16 protein-coding genes and 1 pseudogene are annotated in these 14,662 nt (G+C 47.1%); 3 read left to right on the top strand and 14 right to left on the bottom strand.

Annotation, left to right across the window (positions count from 1 at the left end; genetic code table 11):
- The first annotated feature begins 18 nt into the window (after nucleotides 1-18).
- A complete protein-coding gene (locus GYMC52_RS01720; protein ID WP_013522849.1) occupies nucleotides 19-453 on the top strand; it encodes a NisI/SpaI family lantibiotic immunity lipoprotein in 435 nt (144 codons plus the stop codon).
- 93 nt (nucleotides 454-546) lie between these two features.
- Here GYMC52_RS01720 and GYMC52_RS01715 read toward each other — a convergent pair whose 3' ends face one another.
- The 4 genes from GYMC52_RS01715 to GYMC52_RS01700 all read right to left on the bottom strand — a co-directional run bounded on the left by GYMC52_RS01715 (nucleotide 547) and on the right by GYMC52_RS01700 (nucleotide 4,722).
- On the bottom strand, nucleotides 547-1,965 hold the full coding sequence (locus GYMC52_RS01715) for a sensor histidine kinase (protein WP_013522848.1): 1,419 nt from the start codon (nucleotides 1,963-1,965) through the stop codon (nucleotides 547-549).
- A complete protein-coding gene (locus GYMC52_RS01710) occupies nucleotides 1,952-2,650 on the bottom strand; it encodes a response regulator transcription factor (protein WP_013522847.1) in 699 nt (232 codons plus the stop codon). Before GYMC52_RS01710 ends, GYMC52_RS01715 begins: the two co-directional genes overlap by 14 nt.
- Before the next feature lie 901 nt (nucleotides 2,651-3,551).
- Entirely contained in the window at nucleotides 3,552-4,202 is a 651-nt protein-coding gene (locus tag GYMC52_RS01705; protein WP_013522846.1) for an ABC transporter ATP-binding protein, read from the bottom strand.
- Nucleotides 4,203-4,215: 13 nt separating this feature from the next.
- Nucleotides 4,216-4,722, bottom strand: coding sequence for a hypothetical protein (locus GYMC52_RS01700; RefSeq protein ID WP_013522845.1), 507 nt, complete (start codon nucleotides 4,720-4,722; stop codon nucleotides 4,216-4,218).
- Between the two features lie 65 nt (nucleotides 4,723-4,787).
- Here GYMC52_RS01700 and GYMC52_RS01695 point away from each other — a divergent pair, with 65 nt between their 5' ends.
- The gene (locus GYMC52_RS01695; RefSeq protein ID WP_013522844.1) at nucleotides 4,788-5,975 is read left to right on the top strand and encodes an IS701 family transposase; all 1,188 of its coding nucleotides are present in this window, start codon (nucleotides 4,788-4,790) and stop codon (nucleotides 5,973-5,975) included.
- Between the two features lie 56 nt (nucleotides 5,976-6,031).
- On the opposite strand, the gene GYMC52_RS01690 is transcribed toward GYMC52_RS01695, so the two are convergent.
- The 10 genes and pseudogenes from GYMC52_RS01690 to gatC all read right to left on the bottom strand — a co-directional run bounded on the left by GYMC52_RS01690 (nucleotide 6,032) and on the right by gatC (nucleotide 13,975).
- Complete coding sequence (locus tag GYMC52_RS01690; RefSeq protein ID WP_013522843.1) at nucleotides 6,032-6,295, bottom strand: hypothetical protein; 264 nt, start codon at nucleotides 6,293-6,295, stop codon at nucleotides 6,032-6,034.
- The gene (locus GYMC52_RS01685; protein WP_013522842.1) at nucleotides 6,292-7,032 is read right to left on the bottom strand and encodes a hypothetical protein; all 741 of its coding nucleotides are present in this window, start codon (nucleotides 7,030-7,032) and stop codon (nucleotides 6,292-6,294) included. The genes GYMC52_RS01690 and GYMC52_RS01685 overlap by 4 nt, the downstream gene beginning before the upstream one ends.
- Entirely contained in the window at nucleotides 7,016-7,897 is an 882-nt protein-coding gene (locus GYMC52_RS01680) for an NADH dehydrogenase (protein ID WP_013522841.1), read from the bottom strand. The genes GYMC52_RS01685 and GYMC52_RS01680 overlap by 17 nt, the downstream gene beginning before the upstream one ends.
- Before the next feature lie 121 nt (nucleotides 7,898-8,018).
- Nucleotides 8,019-8,225, bottom strand: a complete 207-nt coding sequence (locus GYMC52_RS01675; protein WP_230982728.1) for a hypothetical protein — start codon at nucleotides 8,223-8,225, stop codon at nucleotides 8,019-8,021.
- Between the two features lie 142 nt (nucleotides 8,226-8,367).
- Entirely contained in the window at nucleotides 8,368-8,538 is a 171-nt protein-coding gene (locus tag GYMC52_RS18330) for a gallidermin/nisin family lantibiotic (RefSeq protein WP_011229795.1), read from the bottom strand.
- 201 nt (nucleotides 8,539-8,739) lie between these two features.
- Nucleotides 8,740-8,925: pseudogene (locus GYMC52_RS18325) on the bottom strand (transposase); the annotation flags it as partial.
- Nucleotides 8,926-9,290: 365 nt separating this feature from the next.
- The gene (locus GYMC52_RS01670; RefSeq protein ID WP_013522839.1) at nucleotides 9,291-10,595 is read right to left on the bottom strand and encodes a homocysteine synthase; all 1,305 of its coding nucleotides are present in this window, start codon (nucleotides 10,593-10,595) and stop codon (nucleotides 9,291-9,293) included.
- A 175-nt stretch (nucleotides 10,596-10,770) separates the two neighbouring features.
- Nucleotides 10,771-12,201 (bottom strand): Asp-tRNA(Asn)/Glu-tRNA(Gln) amidotransferase subunit GatB, encoded by a 1,431-nt coding sequence (gatB, locus tag GYMC52_RS01665; RefSeq protein ID WP_013522838.1) that lies wholly within the window; start codon nucleotides 12,199-12,201, stop codon nucleotides 10,771-10,773.
- A gap of 13 nt (nucleotides 12,202-12,214) precedes the next feature.
- Nucleotides 12,215-13,672: an Asp-tRNA(Asn)/Glu-tRNA(Gln) amidotransferase subunit GatA gene (gatA, locus tag GYMC52_RS01660; protein WP_013522837.1), complete on the bottom strand. Its 1,458-nt coding sequence runs from the start codon at nucleotides 13,670-13,672 to the stop codon at nucleotides 12,215-12,217.
- Nucleotides 13,673-13,684: 12 nt separating this feature from the next.
- Nucleotides 13,685-13,975, bottom strand: a complete 291-nt coding sequence (gene gatC, locus GYMC52_RS01655) for an Asp-tRNA(Asn)/Glu-tRNA(Gln) amidotransferase subunit GatC (protein WP_011229790.1) — start codon at nucleotides 13,973-13,975, stop codon at nucleotides 13,685-13,687.
- Between the two features lie 158 nt (nucleotides 13,976-14,133).
- Here gatC and GYMC52_RS01650 point away from each other — a divergent pair, with 158 nt between their 5' ends.
- Entirely contained in the window at nucleotides 14,134-14,661 is a 528-nt protein-coding gene (locus tag GYMC52_RS01650) for a hypothetical protein (protein ID WP_041469323.1), read from the top strand.
- The last annotated feature ends 1 nt before the right edge of the window (nucleotide 14,662 follow it).

The following is a 14,662-nucleotide window of genomic DNA, read 5'->3' as shown; positions in this document are numbered from 1 at the left end:
GGAGGTCTTAGAGCAACTATGAAAAACTTCCTCTTACTCCTCATGTTGGTCGGAATCCTCTTTATAGGAGGTTGTTCACTTGTCAGCGACTTAAAAAAGACAGCAACAAAAAATATGGAGATCGATCGGAAATTGCCAAAATACGAGTTGAACAAAGACAATTTGCAAGAAATTCACTATCAAGGCCGAACGTACATCATTCAGGCAGCAAGAGTAGATCGACATCAACTGAACAAGCCAATCGGGAAAGTAGCAGAGACGATCACCATCAATGAGCATCATCAAATCTTGAGTAAAAAAGAACTGCGAAAGATCGAAATCATTCCCGATCAAACGGATGAAAAACGAACTCACTTGAACTTTGGTTGGGTATACAGCATCAAAGGCGTAAACCCGGACGAAGAAGTGGCTGTTACGGTGAACCACCAATTTCTCATTGCGAAAAGAAAATAAAGGCACAGAGACTGTCAGCTAGGGAAATCGAAATTCCTCCCTAGCTGAATTCTCAACTCTCTATAATGGTGGAAAGCCCATAAGATTGGGTAATCAATCCGATAGCTCCTTAATATAAAATTCAACCGTCGCTCCGCCTTTTTCATTGTTGTATGCCCAAATTTCGCCGCCATGATGATTGACAATTCGTTTAGCAATATACAGCCCTAATCCAACATGATTTTTATACTGCCGATCTTGGTAAAAAGGCTGGAACAACAACGACGTATCGCTTTCTTTAAACCCTGTTCCCGTATCGGAACAGCGAAAATAGATTTTACGCTCATCCCCCTCTTTTTCATCATGCACTTCCAACTTTATTTCTCCGCTTTTGGTAAACCTCAAGCTGTTGTATAAAATATTGTCCAACACTCTCATTAACATCCCTTCATCAAGGATGTAACATGATTTTTGCAAATTCACATCAAAGCAAATATTTATCGATTTTTGATGATAAACCATTGTGGAGATCTCTCGTTTTTTCTCATCAAGGATTTGCCTTAAATCCACTTCTTTTGCATTCAGTGAGAAGTGGTCATTCTCCACTTTATAGAGCAACGACAAATTATCGGTCAACATGGTCATCTTCTCACAATTTTTGCGAATAATCTCTAAATGGGGAGTGACATCAAAGTCGCCCAACTTTCGCAAATCTTGAATCAAATCCATTTGTCCTTGGATGACCGTCAACGGGGTTCGGATATCATGCGCGATCGATGATACCATCATTTTTCGTTCGTCATCGGTCTTTGCTAAACGTTCCACCATTTCTTTCAGCGCACTGATCATGGTATTAAAGGAATCCTGGATTTTCATAAATTCTTTTCTTTTCAACCCTGAGACTTGAAAATCAAAATCCCCGCTTGCAATGTGATCAGAAGCCTGAAGCAACAATTTGACATTATGGAACAATGATTTGTACAGCCTAGATGTAAAGAAAATCAAATAAACAATAAAAAAGATCAACGGAGAAATAAGCAGCACAGCATAAATCAGCACGGCTCCGAAGCGATTTTGATTGTTAATGATAAACCCAAAAGGCGCTTTCAACACATACACCGCTTGAATGGCGTTATCATGTTGAATGGGAATGAACCGATACACATAGCTTCCTTTTACAATGTCACGGTTGATCGCTTTACTAATATCCACTTGATCATCTATAATTCCTTGATCACCATACAGATGCTTACCGCTGATGTCTACAACTTCTCCTTTTATCTTTTCGCTGTAACGATGGATGGGAATGAGTCTCCCCTTGAAAATAGCCTCTTCGTTTTCTTTTACCTTTTTCTCAATCAAATCCAAATCTTTCACGAAATAATTGGTCGGTTTCACCACATGGTTCGTAGTTAATGTCATAATCAAATAGATTACGCATAAATAGGTAACGGCCGAAGAGATCACTGTTGCCAACACTACCTTCACAACCAACAAGTAAAAATCTCGTTTAATTGTTTTATCGTTTTTCATTGCTCACATCCCATTTATAGCCGAGCCCATATAATGTTTGAATATAAGAGGTTTCTGGATCGACGGCCTTGATTTTTTTTCGAATATTTTTGATGCTTTCTGTAACCGCGTCTAACTGGCTATCGGAGTCAATCCCCCATACTCGTTCAAATATTCTTTCTTTGGAGAAAACGACCTTTTGATTCAGCATCAACAACTTCACAATCTCATATTCTTTTTTTGTTAACGGCAATTTCCTTCCTTTACAAAAGACTTCGTTAGCCAAAAGATCAATCGTCATATTTTTAGAACTCAAAAGATATCTCTCGTTCGAACGAATCCGTTCTTCCCTTCTTAAATGGGAATCAATTCTCGCCTTTAACTCCTTTAAGCTGAACGGCTTGGTGATGTAATCATCCCCACCGATCGACAAAGCTTGAACCTTATCTTCCTCCAGCGTTTTTGCACTAACAAATAGAATGGGGCAATCGACTCGATCACGAATCATTCGACACAATTCCATTCCGTCAATGCCTTCCATCATAATATCCAATATAATCAAGTCAACATCGCCGCTGATCATTTTCAATGCTTCCGCACCGCTGTGGACTGTTTCCACCTGATAATGATGAAGCTCCAAATATTGTTTGATTGTCAAACAAATATCTTCATCATCATCAACGACCAAAATTTTCTTGTTATTCATCTTTTGATCTCCCATACAGTTGAATAGCATTTTAACCTATTCTATCCCCATATCATGGGGTAATCTCATATGAGCGTTGCTTCATTACATAGGCTCCGTTTGGCGGAGTTGATCTAGCACCATGCGGGTGACATTTGTCATAAATAACCCCTCAATCTTCCGCAGCAAGCTATATAGATGCAATTTAAAGCTTTAACATTTTCGTTTTTACCGGTCATTTCATCCGACTGTCGAGTGACCGAACAACACCGCTTCCAGACCCATGAATGGGTCTGTGAAGCGAGTCGTTGTTCGGTCTTCCGTCACGCCTTAGCGTGACGAAGGCAAGCCTGTGGCTTGCCTTCGACAGTCAAAAATGGATGAGCCACTTTTCCGTCAAGGATATGTTAAACGATTTCGTTGCATCTATATAAAAACTTCTTTTTTCACATTTAGAATAGATTGAAATTCTAAGATTTTTCTAATGTGCCGGTATATAGTACTGGACTATTTCAAAACATATCATACTCCCTTCTGCAAGGAAAAATCAGCAAATCGAACTATTTTGATGCATGTCGAAACGGGGGAACCCCCACTTGCCACGTATACATTACGGTGATGAATCCTTCCCAATGATAGTGGGAGTGTAAAAGGAGCCATGGCCTCAGCCCAACAGACAGCATCTTTGTCTTTTCATGACAGCGCGTTCAAAAGCAAGGGAGGGGGGATTCGAATTTGGCTTCAGGAAGAAAGAGCTGCTGCACTGAAGCTCCCAGCCTCCTCCTCAGATGCAGGGAGCTATTGGTTCACTCCATAAAACCATCTTTTGATTGTCCAACAAACACGGAAGCGGCACCTTCGCATAGTTTGGTTGTTCAAGATGGCCACCCCCTCGCGAATTTCGACATTACACACATGACAGTCATTCTGCCGTAATATGGGTCATACCCGTAATCACCCCTTCATTCATCGAATATACTTCATGGCATAATGACTGGATGTCCACCTTGTTGTGAGATGTCAACAAAATGGTGCAGCCTCTTTTGTTTTCCTCCCGAATTTGGTACACTTGGTCCACCGATTTTTCATCCAAAGCATTCATCGGTTCATCGAGCAGCATCAGCTGCGGTTTCTCCATGATGCATTGTGCGATGGCCAGTCTTTGTCTCATTCCAAGAGAGTACGCTTTCACCGGCCTTTTATCATGCGGATCCAACCCTACCCGCTCGATTGCCTCTTTTACCTCACGTTCGCCGATTTTGTTCTGAATCATGGCTAAAAAATGCAAATTATCGAATCCTGAGTATTGTTCAAGGAAACCTGGTTTTTCCAACAAAACAGAAATATCGCTCGGAAATGATACATCTTGGTGCAACGTCTGGCCAAATACCGCCACCGTGCCGCTGGACGGTTTGACGAGCCCGCTGATGACTCGGAATAACATCGTTTTTCCCGACCCGTTCGGCCCGACAAATCCATAAATCTTTCCTCTTTCCAACTCTAAGTTGATATTGCGCAAAACTTCCCTTGCTTTTATCGTTTTGGAAACATTGGATAAGACGATCGCCTTCATAATTGAAAACCTCCTACATATAATCCGCGTTCTTCACTCTCTTGATCGTCCAATACCCGAACACAACGATCGACAAGAGCTCCACGATCAACGCCGACCAGAACATCGAGCTGCTCCGCACGAGATCCGCCATGCTGTAGTACAAAGGAACAAAAGGCGTTGGCATCTTGACACCTACAAAAAACAAAGAGAGAATAACAACATTCGCCAAATGATAAGTGGCATACACGTTCAACAACATCCACACACTGGCATGCCAATACAAATTCACAACGATGCAAATAAACATGACCACTAACGAACGGTCAAACGAAAACGCCATATGCGACACAAAGAGACCGAAGCCGCCAGTGATCAAAAACGCTGACATGACATATCCCAATGTAAACAGAACACCTGCCAGCAGCCTAGCCATTGTATACGACGTCGTATCCCTCAACAAAATGAACAGTTTATGTTCAAAACTGTAGATGAGCAAATTCACTAACATAAATTGACAACCAAACAAAAAAGGAGACATGAACCGGACTCCTTGGGTAAAATAGATGTGCACAAAACCCATTCACACAAGGAGGTTCATGTCTCATGAATAGATTAGCACATCACCAAGGAATCCACAAGTTTTTCTTCACTTTGGGGTTGACGCTGCAGCTTTCCAAACCGGTCATCAAGCATCTCATTCATATCGTCGATGCCTTGACCACCAAGGGATTCTCGGGAACATTGACCGATATTCATCACTGGAGCTTTCATCCGAATCATCGAACGACGCTCAGTCACTTTTTCACGAAAAGCCCTTGGGATGAGGAAAGGCTGCTTGGGAAGCTTCAAGAGTGGATCCTCCGCCGAATCGAGCGCCTGGTCGAGCGAAAGAATCAGCCTCTTTTTGTCTCGATTGATGATACGATTTGCCAAAAAACGAAGCCTTCGTCACGGGCAACGCACGCCATTCAAGGGTGCGACTGGCACTACTCGCATAAAGATCATCAATCGGTTTGGGGGCATTCGCTCGTTTGGCTGATGGTGCACACCTTGACACAAGCGTTTCCGTTTGCGTTCCGCCTGTATGACAAGAAAGCGGGAAAAAGCAAGATCGACCTGGCCATCGAGATGCTTTCTTCGCTCAAAGTGAAGCGGGCTCAGCCGGTGTATGTGCTCATGGATTCGTGGTATCCGTCCAAAAAGCTCATTGAAGCCTGCTTGAAACAGGGATTCCATGTCATCGCCATGCTCAAGACGAACCGGATTCTCTACCCGAAAGGCATCGCCATCCAAGCCAAGCAGTTCGCCCGCTATGTCGAGTCCGAAGACACCCGCCTCGTCACGGTGGGTCAGGAGCGTTATCGCGTGTATCGCTATGAGGGGGCGATCCATGGCCTCGATGACGCGGTGGTGCTGCTGGCTTGGAAGGCGGATCAGCCGATGGCGCCGGAACATCTCCATGTCGTCTTGAGCACCGATCGGGAGCTCGGGGACGAAGACATCTTGCGTTACTATGCTCAGCGTTGGACGATCGAGTGCTTTTTCCGGCAGGCGAAAGATCAACTGAAGCTTGATGGATACCGCGTTCGCCACATTCGGGCGGTGAAACGGTATTGGGCGGTGGTGCTGCTCTCCTGCGTGTATAGCATCGCCGAATCCCGACAAAACCTCTCCGCCGGGCTGGAGCTTCTTCGGTCGCGGAAAGACCACAGCGTCGTCGAGTTCATTTATGACGCTGCGAAGCAAGATATTCCCATTGATGTGATCAAAAAACAGCTCCGTATCGCGTAAGGGGTACCCTGTTTGTCTCTCTAATCATGGAAATTATTGTAATGAAAAATGCTCATCTACAGTTCAAAATATTTATCCCGCTTTTTCCAAACGATTTGGAGCAACACCACATAGCCAAAGCAAATCATCAGCCAATACATCCAATTCGAGATCGTCACCGCTCCGAATAAGCGGGCGAACAACTCCGATAGGCATTGGGAAGAAAACGCCTCTGACCAGCTGGACATCAAAGTGCCCAACAGTGGGAACAGGAGGCAGGTGATGACCATTCTTTTGATATCCATTTTGATCAGGGTAAACTCCAAATGCATCGGTTTCATAAAAGATCATCCTGAACATAATAGTTTTTTCGGCTTGACAAAAGGCAAATGGTACAGACCAGCAGCAGCATCACCACAATGAGAACGAGGATGGTCCAAACAGGAGCCGCCTGTTCACTTATGTAAAACAAATAAGGGAGCATGTGTACAGTGAACATATCCAACACAGCCAGTATGATGACGGCAGCGAAGGCGAAAAAGCGGTTCCCCCCAAAATCAATGAATGCGACAAACAACAATCCGTATATAGCGGTGACGAAAAAATACATAACAAGAAAATAGAGAAACGAGCTTTTATCCCCACTATGCGGCACGTACAAAAAAGCCGCATGGGCGTTTTGCATATTGGGATGGATGATGTATTTCGCAAACGTTGTACATAATCCTCCTACTGCGGCAACCCAGAGAGAGACGCCCCCAGCCAGCACAATGACCAGCAACGCCTTATGCAGCCCGATTTCCCTTCGCGTGCGGTATCTTCTTAAGACGATCCACGCATTCGTTTGAAGCGCGGAACCTAAAAGAAATAAAAAAGCAGGGAGATGAAAAAATTCATACCGATAGAGCAAGATAAAATCTTTGAGGCTGTGCCACTTCCCCACCACCACCATTCCTAGCGGCAAGATGCCCGCCACCATTAACAAAGCCATGACACTTAAAATCATCTTGAGAGCGGCTCGCTGTAACATCAAATCTTGCCAGACGAAAAAAACGTTCTGTCTAGAGAACATCTTCACTTTTCTTCACTCCATATGAAAATACCGCTGCCGCAATCAACAATTGGAGGACAAACACGATGGCGATTTTCCAATAGGACAATCCTTCCACTGGTTGTGAAGGGATTAAGAAATTAAACGGATCCCATCCCAGCTGGTTGGTGATCGTCAGCGCCGCCCAACAAACCATATAAATGATTTGTGGCATCAAAGTAATCAAATACCGATTTTTCAACAACAAGGAAAATCCTAAACCAAGGCAGACGTAACCGCCGGCAAACAACCCGCCAATGATATAATACGCAAGAATATACCAATAAGGAGAGATCTCCAATAAAGGAGAAAAAAGGGTTTTCTTTTCCCCTTCAAACGAATTGTCCGGCAACGGCAACGTGCCATTGACCAATTGCCGATATGCCTGGGAAAAGCTCGAATAATCCCAATGGTTCGTCAAAAGATTCACCAGCACAACTCCCAGCACAAGAGGAAGAAGGAACAAGAAGAAAGCGCTGATATAGGTAAACACAAATTTCCTTCGGTAATAAGCCCCTCTTCCCATCCGTGTCAATTGATAATGAACATTTCCGCTCTTTCGCTCACGATCAATCGAATCGGCCAATGGAATCGACAACAATAGTGGAAAAAGGAAGTAATATAGAGATGAAAGTACATTAAAGCGGAAGCCCCCTAGACCAACCCATTCAAGGTGAGGCGATGCCAAGGCGGAAACATTAGGATTGTGGTGGTAAATTCGTTCAAACAGCTCCACATTTTCACGATAATCTTTCACCCCCAACACGACGGCGCCGATCACAAGCAGCAATAGGCAAGCTGCGCTGATATAAAGGTTCTTATTTTTCAGAAGTTTAAGCAATTCCATATACATACGATCATCTCCTAATTCTTCTGTTTAAGGCCGGTCTTCTTCAGTGAAATTGAAGAAGACCGACCCTGACGAAGAAAACCTCTCTCTTGTCCAAGTTGACTGAACATATCTATAAAATCGATCAATTGTCGGGATAAAATTTGCCCGCGATATCAACTGTAACGTAAGTGAAGGATGCATTTTCCGCCATTAATGAAACTTTTTTACCAACAGCACTTTGGTCGACAGTGAAATAACGCGTGTCATTATCGGTTACATTCAGCGCGGTTGGCGACACTTTCGTGGAACCTTGCTGAATCCACATGTTTGCTTTATAATCGGCACCCACAACCGAATTTTCCACTTTACTTTTACTGTTTGTCGCTTTATTGGCGCTTGCTAATTCCGTATCGCCTTGAAAACGAGGGAGAACCCCAGCATACCCTATAATTTTCTAACTCTTCTGTTTTCCAATTAAGAATTATAAGTTATTAGCATCGAATGCAAGAGTTACAAGATACACAAGAATTTTGCGTTAAGCACATTAAGATGCCTGTGATGCAACCCGGGGTACAAAGAGATTTACTTGTAATATTAGGTTGTACAATGTTGTCCTGTTTTTTGACAACAATGTCCAAATCGAAATCATCCAACTTTGCCATTCTTCATTCCCTCCTTTCCATATGTTGATATTTATCATTAACTACTTGATGAAAGATGTAAGACATCATAGATCCCACTTTTTTCACCAAGCAGTTAATGTAAAGCTAAAAAGCTCCTTTTCACATTTAGAATAGATCGAAATTCTAAGATTTTTCTAATGTATTGGTATAGCTCATCACCAAAAGATGTACTTGCACCTGTCATGAAAGTATGTTAGCTGTTTCTAGCCGAACCCGCAGTGCAAAACGCTGGATATTTCGGTATCCGTATCCCCGACGTTTTATCAGCTTGATCTTGTTATTCGTTCCCTCCATCTTCCCATTCGAATAAGGAGACAATATGCATGAAATGATTTCATCTGTTCGTTTGACAACAGAAGATTTTATCCATGCTTATACAAAATCATTGACCCGTGATGCTAGTGGAACGCTGCGTTCAACTAGCATCACTATATGCAACTTAAATGCTATCATACGCGTAAGAAAGATCTCGGGCCAAGGCGATGCGGTTTCGATCAAGGAAGCGGGGGTGATGCCCGCTGCCCGTCGTGTATTCGCTGGCCTCCGCACGATCGTTGCCAGCCAGCTCTCAGGATGCTGCTTTGCGTGCCGGAATTGCGCAAAAGTGAAAGCCGTGAACAATGGGAAGGAGAAGAACGGTTTGCTCCGCAAATCAAAAAAGAGCGCCCTGTTTTTTCGCTTAGGACACTCTTTATATTTTCTAAATGTTTCCTATATCCGCTTCGCTGCTTCTACTTCACCCCCACCGTCTGGCTTTGGCGAATGGCTTGGCGCAAGTCGTCCAAAATGTCGTCGATCGCTTCTGTGCCGACGGACAGACGCACAAGGCCTGGGGTGACGCCGGCGGACAGCTGTTCGTCCGGGCTCAGCTGCTCGTGCGTTGTGCTGGCCGGGTGGATGATGAGCGATTTCGAATCGCCGATGTTGGCCAAATGAGAGAACAGTTTGACCGAGTCAATCAGTTTTTTGCCGGCTTCGACGCCGCCTTTGATTTCAAACGTGACGATCGCTCCTTGCCCGTTTGGCAAATATTTTTTCGCCAGTTCATGCGACTGATGGCTCGGAAGCCCTGGGTAGTTGACCGATTCGACTGCTTCTTCCTCTTCTAAAAACTTGGCGACGGCAAGTGCGTTTTCGCTATGGCGCTGCATCCGCAAATGGAGCGTCTCCAACCCTTGCAAAAGCAAAAACGCGTTAAACGGCGACAACGCCGCTCCTAAATCGCGCAAGAGCTGGATGCGCGCTTTCGTGATGTACGCCGCTTCGCCGACGGCGTCCACATACACCAAACCGTGGTAGCTCGGGTCTGGCTCAGTAAACTCCGGAAACTTGCCGCTCCCTTTCCAGTCAAACTTGCCGCTGTCCACAATCACACCGCCGATCGAATTGCCGTGCCCGCCGATGAACTTTGTCGCTGAGTGGACGACGATATCGGCGCCGAATTCAATCGGCCGCAATAAGTATGGACTGGCCACCGTGTTGTCGACAATGAGCGGAATGGCATGGCGATGGGCGATGTCGGCCACCGCTTCGATGTCGAGCACATCGTTTTTCGGGTTGCCGATCGTTTCCGCAAACAAGGCTTTCGTTTTGTCGGTGATCGCCCGCTCAAAGTTTTCGGGGTCGGACTGATCGACAAACTTCACCGTAATGCCGAACTTGCGCAGCGTATGGGCGAACAAGTTGTACGTTCCGCCGTAAATGGACGAAGACGAGACGATTTCATCGCCCGCCGAGGCGATGTTGATGATCGAATAAAACACCGCCGCCTGCCCCGATGACAGCGCGAGCGCCCCAATGCCGCCTTCAAGCGCCGCGATCCGCTTTTCGAGCACATCGTTTGTCGGGTTCATGATTCGGGTGTAAATGTATCCTTCCTCTTTCAAACCAAACAAATTGGCCGCATGCTCGCTGTCGCGGAATACATACGAGCTTGTTTGGTAAATCGGCACCGCCCGCGCGCCCGTTTCCGCATCCGGTTTTTGCCCGGCGTGGATGGCGAGCGTCTCCGGGCGGAAGGTTTGTTCATTGCTCATCGTTTCCTCTCCCCTCTTTGATCCTTCGAGATTTCATATCCTACTAAATCAATTGGTTTTTTCTTATAAAAAATCTATCATTCGATCACAACGTTTGTCAATTGTATTTTTTTAATAGTGCAAAAATTTTTATTGAAAACAGAGCCTGCCGGTGGGCAGGCCTCCTATTGTTTCATTATCGTTTTCCAATTTCCTCTACTAACAGCTTATTGACAAGCGGCGGATTCGCTTGTCCTTTTGTCGCTTTCATCACTTGCCCGACAAGGAAGCCAAGCGCGCGGTCTTTGCCGTTTTTATAGTCTTCGACCGACTGCGGGTTGGCGTCGAGCACTTCGAGCACAATTTTGCGCAGCGCTCCTTCATCGGAAATTTGCACGAGCCCTTTTTCTTTGACGATTCTCTCCGGGTCGCCGCCGTGTTCGACGAGTTCTTTGAACACTTTTTTCGCGATTTTCGACGAAATCGTGCCGTTTTGGATGAGTTTGATCATCCCAGCCAAGCTTTCCGGCGTCAAGGCGATGTCATGCAGCTCTTTTTGCTCGGCGTTTAAGTACCCGGATACTTCGACCATGAGCCAGTTCGACGCCAGTTTCGGATCGGCGCCGTTTGCGACCGTTGCTTCGAAGAAATCCGCCATTTCTTTGGTCAGCGTCAGCACTTTGGCGTCGTATTCCGGCAAGCCCCACTCCTCGATATACCGCTTCCGGCGGGCGTCCGGCAGCTCCGGAATCGAGGCGCGGACGCGCTCTTTCCATTCGTCGTCAATATAGAGCATGACCAAGTCCGGCTCCGGGAAGTAGCGGTAGTCTTCCGATCCTTCTTTGACGCGCATGAGGACGGTCGTTTTCGTCGCTTCGTCAAAGCGCCGCGTTTCTTGGCGGATGACGCCGCCGGAGAGCAAAATTTTCTCCTGCCGCTTCGCCTCATACTCGAGCCCCATGCGGACGAAGTTGAACGAGTTTAAGTTTTTCAACTCCGTTTTCGTGCCGAACTTGTCCGATCCGATCGGGCGGAGCGAAATGTTGGCGTCGCAGCGGAGCGATCCTTCTTCCATTTTGCAGTCGGAGACGCCTGTGTATTGGATGATCGCCTTTAATTTTTCCAAGTAGGCGTACGCCTCTTCCGGCGAGCGGATGTCTGGTTCCGAGACGATCTCGATGAGCGGCGTCCCTTGGCGGTTAAAATCAACGAGCGAATAGCCGTCGCCCGTATGTGTCAGCTTGCCGGCGTCTTCTTCCAAGTGAATGCGGGTGATGCCGATTTTTTTCTTTTTCCCATTCACTTCAATTTCAATCCAGCCATTTTTGCCGAGCGGCTGATCGTATTGCGAAATTTGGTACGCTTTCGGGTTGTCCGGATAAAAGTAGTTTTTGCGGTCGAATTTCGTCTCGGTCGCGATTTCGCAGTTTAACGCCATCGCCGCTTTCATCGCAAACTCGACCGCCTGCCGGTTCAACACCGGCAGCACGCCCGGATACCCTAAGTCGATGACGTTCGTTTGCGTGTTCGGGGGCGCGCCGAACGCGTTCGGGCTGCTGGAGAAAATTTTCGATTTCGTTTTCAGCTCGACGTGCACCTCAAGTCCGATGACCGTTTCAAAGTTCATCACCTAACCCCCCTTACAACACCGGTTTTTGCTTATGGTAGTCGGTCGCTTGTTCAAAAGCGTGGGCGACGCGGTAGACAGTGCTTTCATCAAAGTGCTTGCCGATGATTTGCAAGCCGACCGGCAAGCCATCGACAAAGCCGCACGGCACGGAAATCGCCGGCACGCCTGCCAAGTTGACTGGAATCGTTAAAATGTCGTTCATGTACATCGTCAGCGGATCGTTCGTTTTCTCACCGATTTTAAACGCCGGGGTCGGTGTCGTCGGGCCGATGATGACGTCATATTGTTCAAAGACGTTCTCAAAATCTCGTTTGATCAATGTCCGCACTTTTTGCGCTTTTTTGTAATACGCATCGTAATAGCCCGAGCTTAACGCGAACGTCCCGAGCATAATGCGGCGCTTGACCTCCGCCCCAAACCCTTCGCTTCGCGTCAGTTTATACATATCGATCAAGTTTTTCGCGTTGTCCGTCCGGTAGCCGTAGCGGACGCCGTCAAAGCGAGCCAAGTTCGCTGATGCCTCGGACGAAGCGAGCAAATAGTACGTCGCGAGCGCATATTTCGAATGCGGCAGCGACACTTCTTCCCACGCCGCACCAAGCTTCTCAAGCACGGCAAGCGCCGCAAGCACCGACTGGCGCACGCCTTCATCGACGCCCTCGCCTAAATATTCTTTCGGCACGGCGATTTTCAATCCTTTGATGTCCCCGGTCAACGCCTCCACATAGTTCGGCACCGGAACATTTGCCGATGTCGAATCCATCGGATCGACACCCGCTATCGCCTGCAATAAGTAGGCGTTGTCTTCGACCGTGCGCGTAATCGGGCCGATTTGGTCAAGCGACGAGGCAAACGCGACGAGGCCAAAGCGCGAGACGCGTCCGTACGTCGGCTTCAAGCCAACAACCCCGCAAAACGCCGCCGGCTGGCGGATCGAACCGCCCGTATCCGATCCGAGCGCAAACGGCACTTCGCCGGCCGCCACCGCCGCCGCCGAACCGCCGCTCGAGCCGCCCGGAACGCGCTCCAAGTCCCACGGGTTGCGCGTCAGCTGAAACCCGGAGTTTTCCGTCGACGAGCCCATGGCGAACTCGTCCATGTTCAACTTCCCGATCGTGATCGCCCCTGCGGCATTCAACCGCTCCATGACAGTAGCGTGGTAAATCGGGTCAAAGTTGTACAAAATTTTGCTGGCGCATGTCGTGCGCAATCCTTTTGTGACGATGTTGTCTTTAATGCCGATCGGCAAGCCGAACAGCGGGTTCGTTTCTTCGCCTTTGGCGAGCTGGTCATCCAACTCTTTCGCTTTCGCCCGCGCCTGTTCTTCATTTAATGTTAAAAACGCTTGCACTTTCTCTTCCACTTCGCCGATGCGGCGGTACGATTCGTCGACTAAATCGGAAATCGACACTTCTTTTTTCTGCAGCAACGTATGTAATTCTGACACGGAATGGTCAAAAAGCGACATAAATCCCCCTCCTTACTCTAAAATGGCCGGCACACGGAACTGGCCGTCTTGCTGATCCGGCGCGTTTTTCAACACTTCCTCGCGCGGCAGCCCCGGTTCTGGAATATCCTCGCGCATCACGTTTCTCATATCAAGCACGTGCGAAGTCGGCGGAACGTTCTCGGTGTCCAATTCATTCAGCTGCTCGGCAAACGTAATAATCGCATCAAGCTGTTTCGTAAACATCTCGGCCTCTTCATCCGTAATCGCCAACCGCGCCAAATCGGCGACATGTTTCACTTGTTCAATCGAAATTCGCGACATTGTATTCACCTCCGACATGGTCGACCTTCCACAATACTATGATGATACCAAACGTTCAGGAAATAAAGCAACCGTCTGGCCCTCTTTTGCCTAGTTGCCCGTTGACGAAAACGAACATATGTACTATAATGGCCATAACGGACAAAAAAGGGGGAATAATGACGATGAGTGACGCTTTGCTCGCCCAAGTGCTTGACCGCTTGAACGCGATGGACGGGACGCTGCAAAAGCTCGTGGAAGGCCAAGAGCGGCTCGAGCGGGAACAAATCGCCATTCGCCAGGAGCAAGAAGAAATTCGAAAAGAACAACAAGAAATTCGGAGAGAACAACAAGAAATCCGAAAAGAGCAGCAGGAAATCCGTTTGGAACAACAGCGTCTGCGTCAAGAACAAGATTCGCTTCGCGCCGGGCAAAAGGAATTGAACGGCATCGTGGCTGCTCTTCTCCACCGCCAAGATGAAACAGACGCGAAGCTGGAAGCTCTCGCCGCTGACGTCCACCAGCTTCACCAGGAATTTGCCTCATTGAAACAAACGGTGGATCGCCTCGAACAAAAAATGGACTCCCGCTACGAACAATTGACCGCCAAAATTGAAGATATCAAGCTGGACTTGAATTTTATCGCCCACCGCACCGTCGATAACGAACGCATCATCTACAAGCTCAAAGAAATGTTGTTCCGCTGAT

It is taken from the genome of Geobacillus sp. Y412MC52, assembly GCF_000174795.2.
Lineage (GTDB): Bacteria > Bacillota > Bacilli > Bacillales > Anoxybacillaceae > Geobacillus > Geobacillus thermoleovorans.
This window is presented reverse-complemented; position numbering and strand designations above follow the sequence as displayed.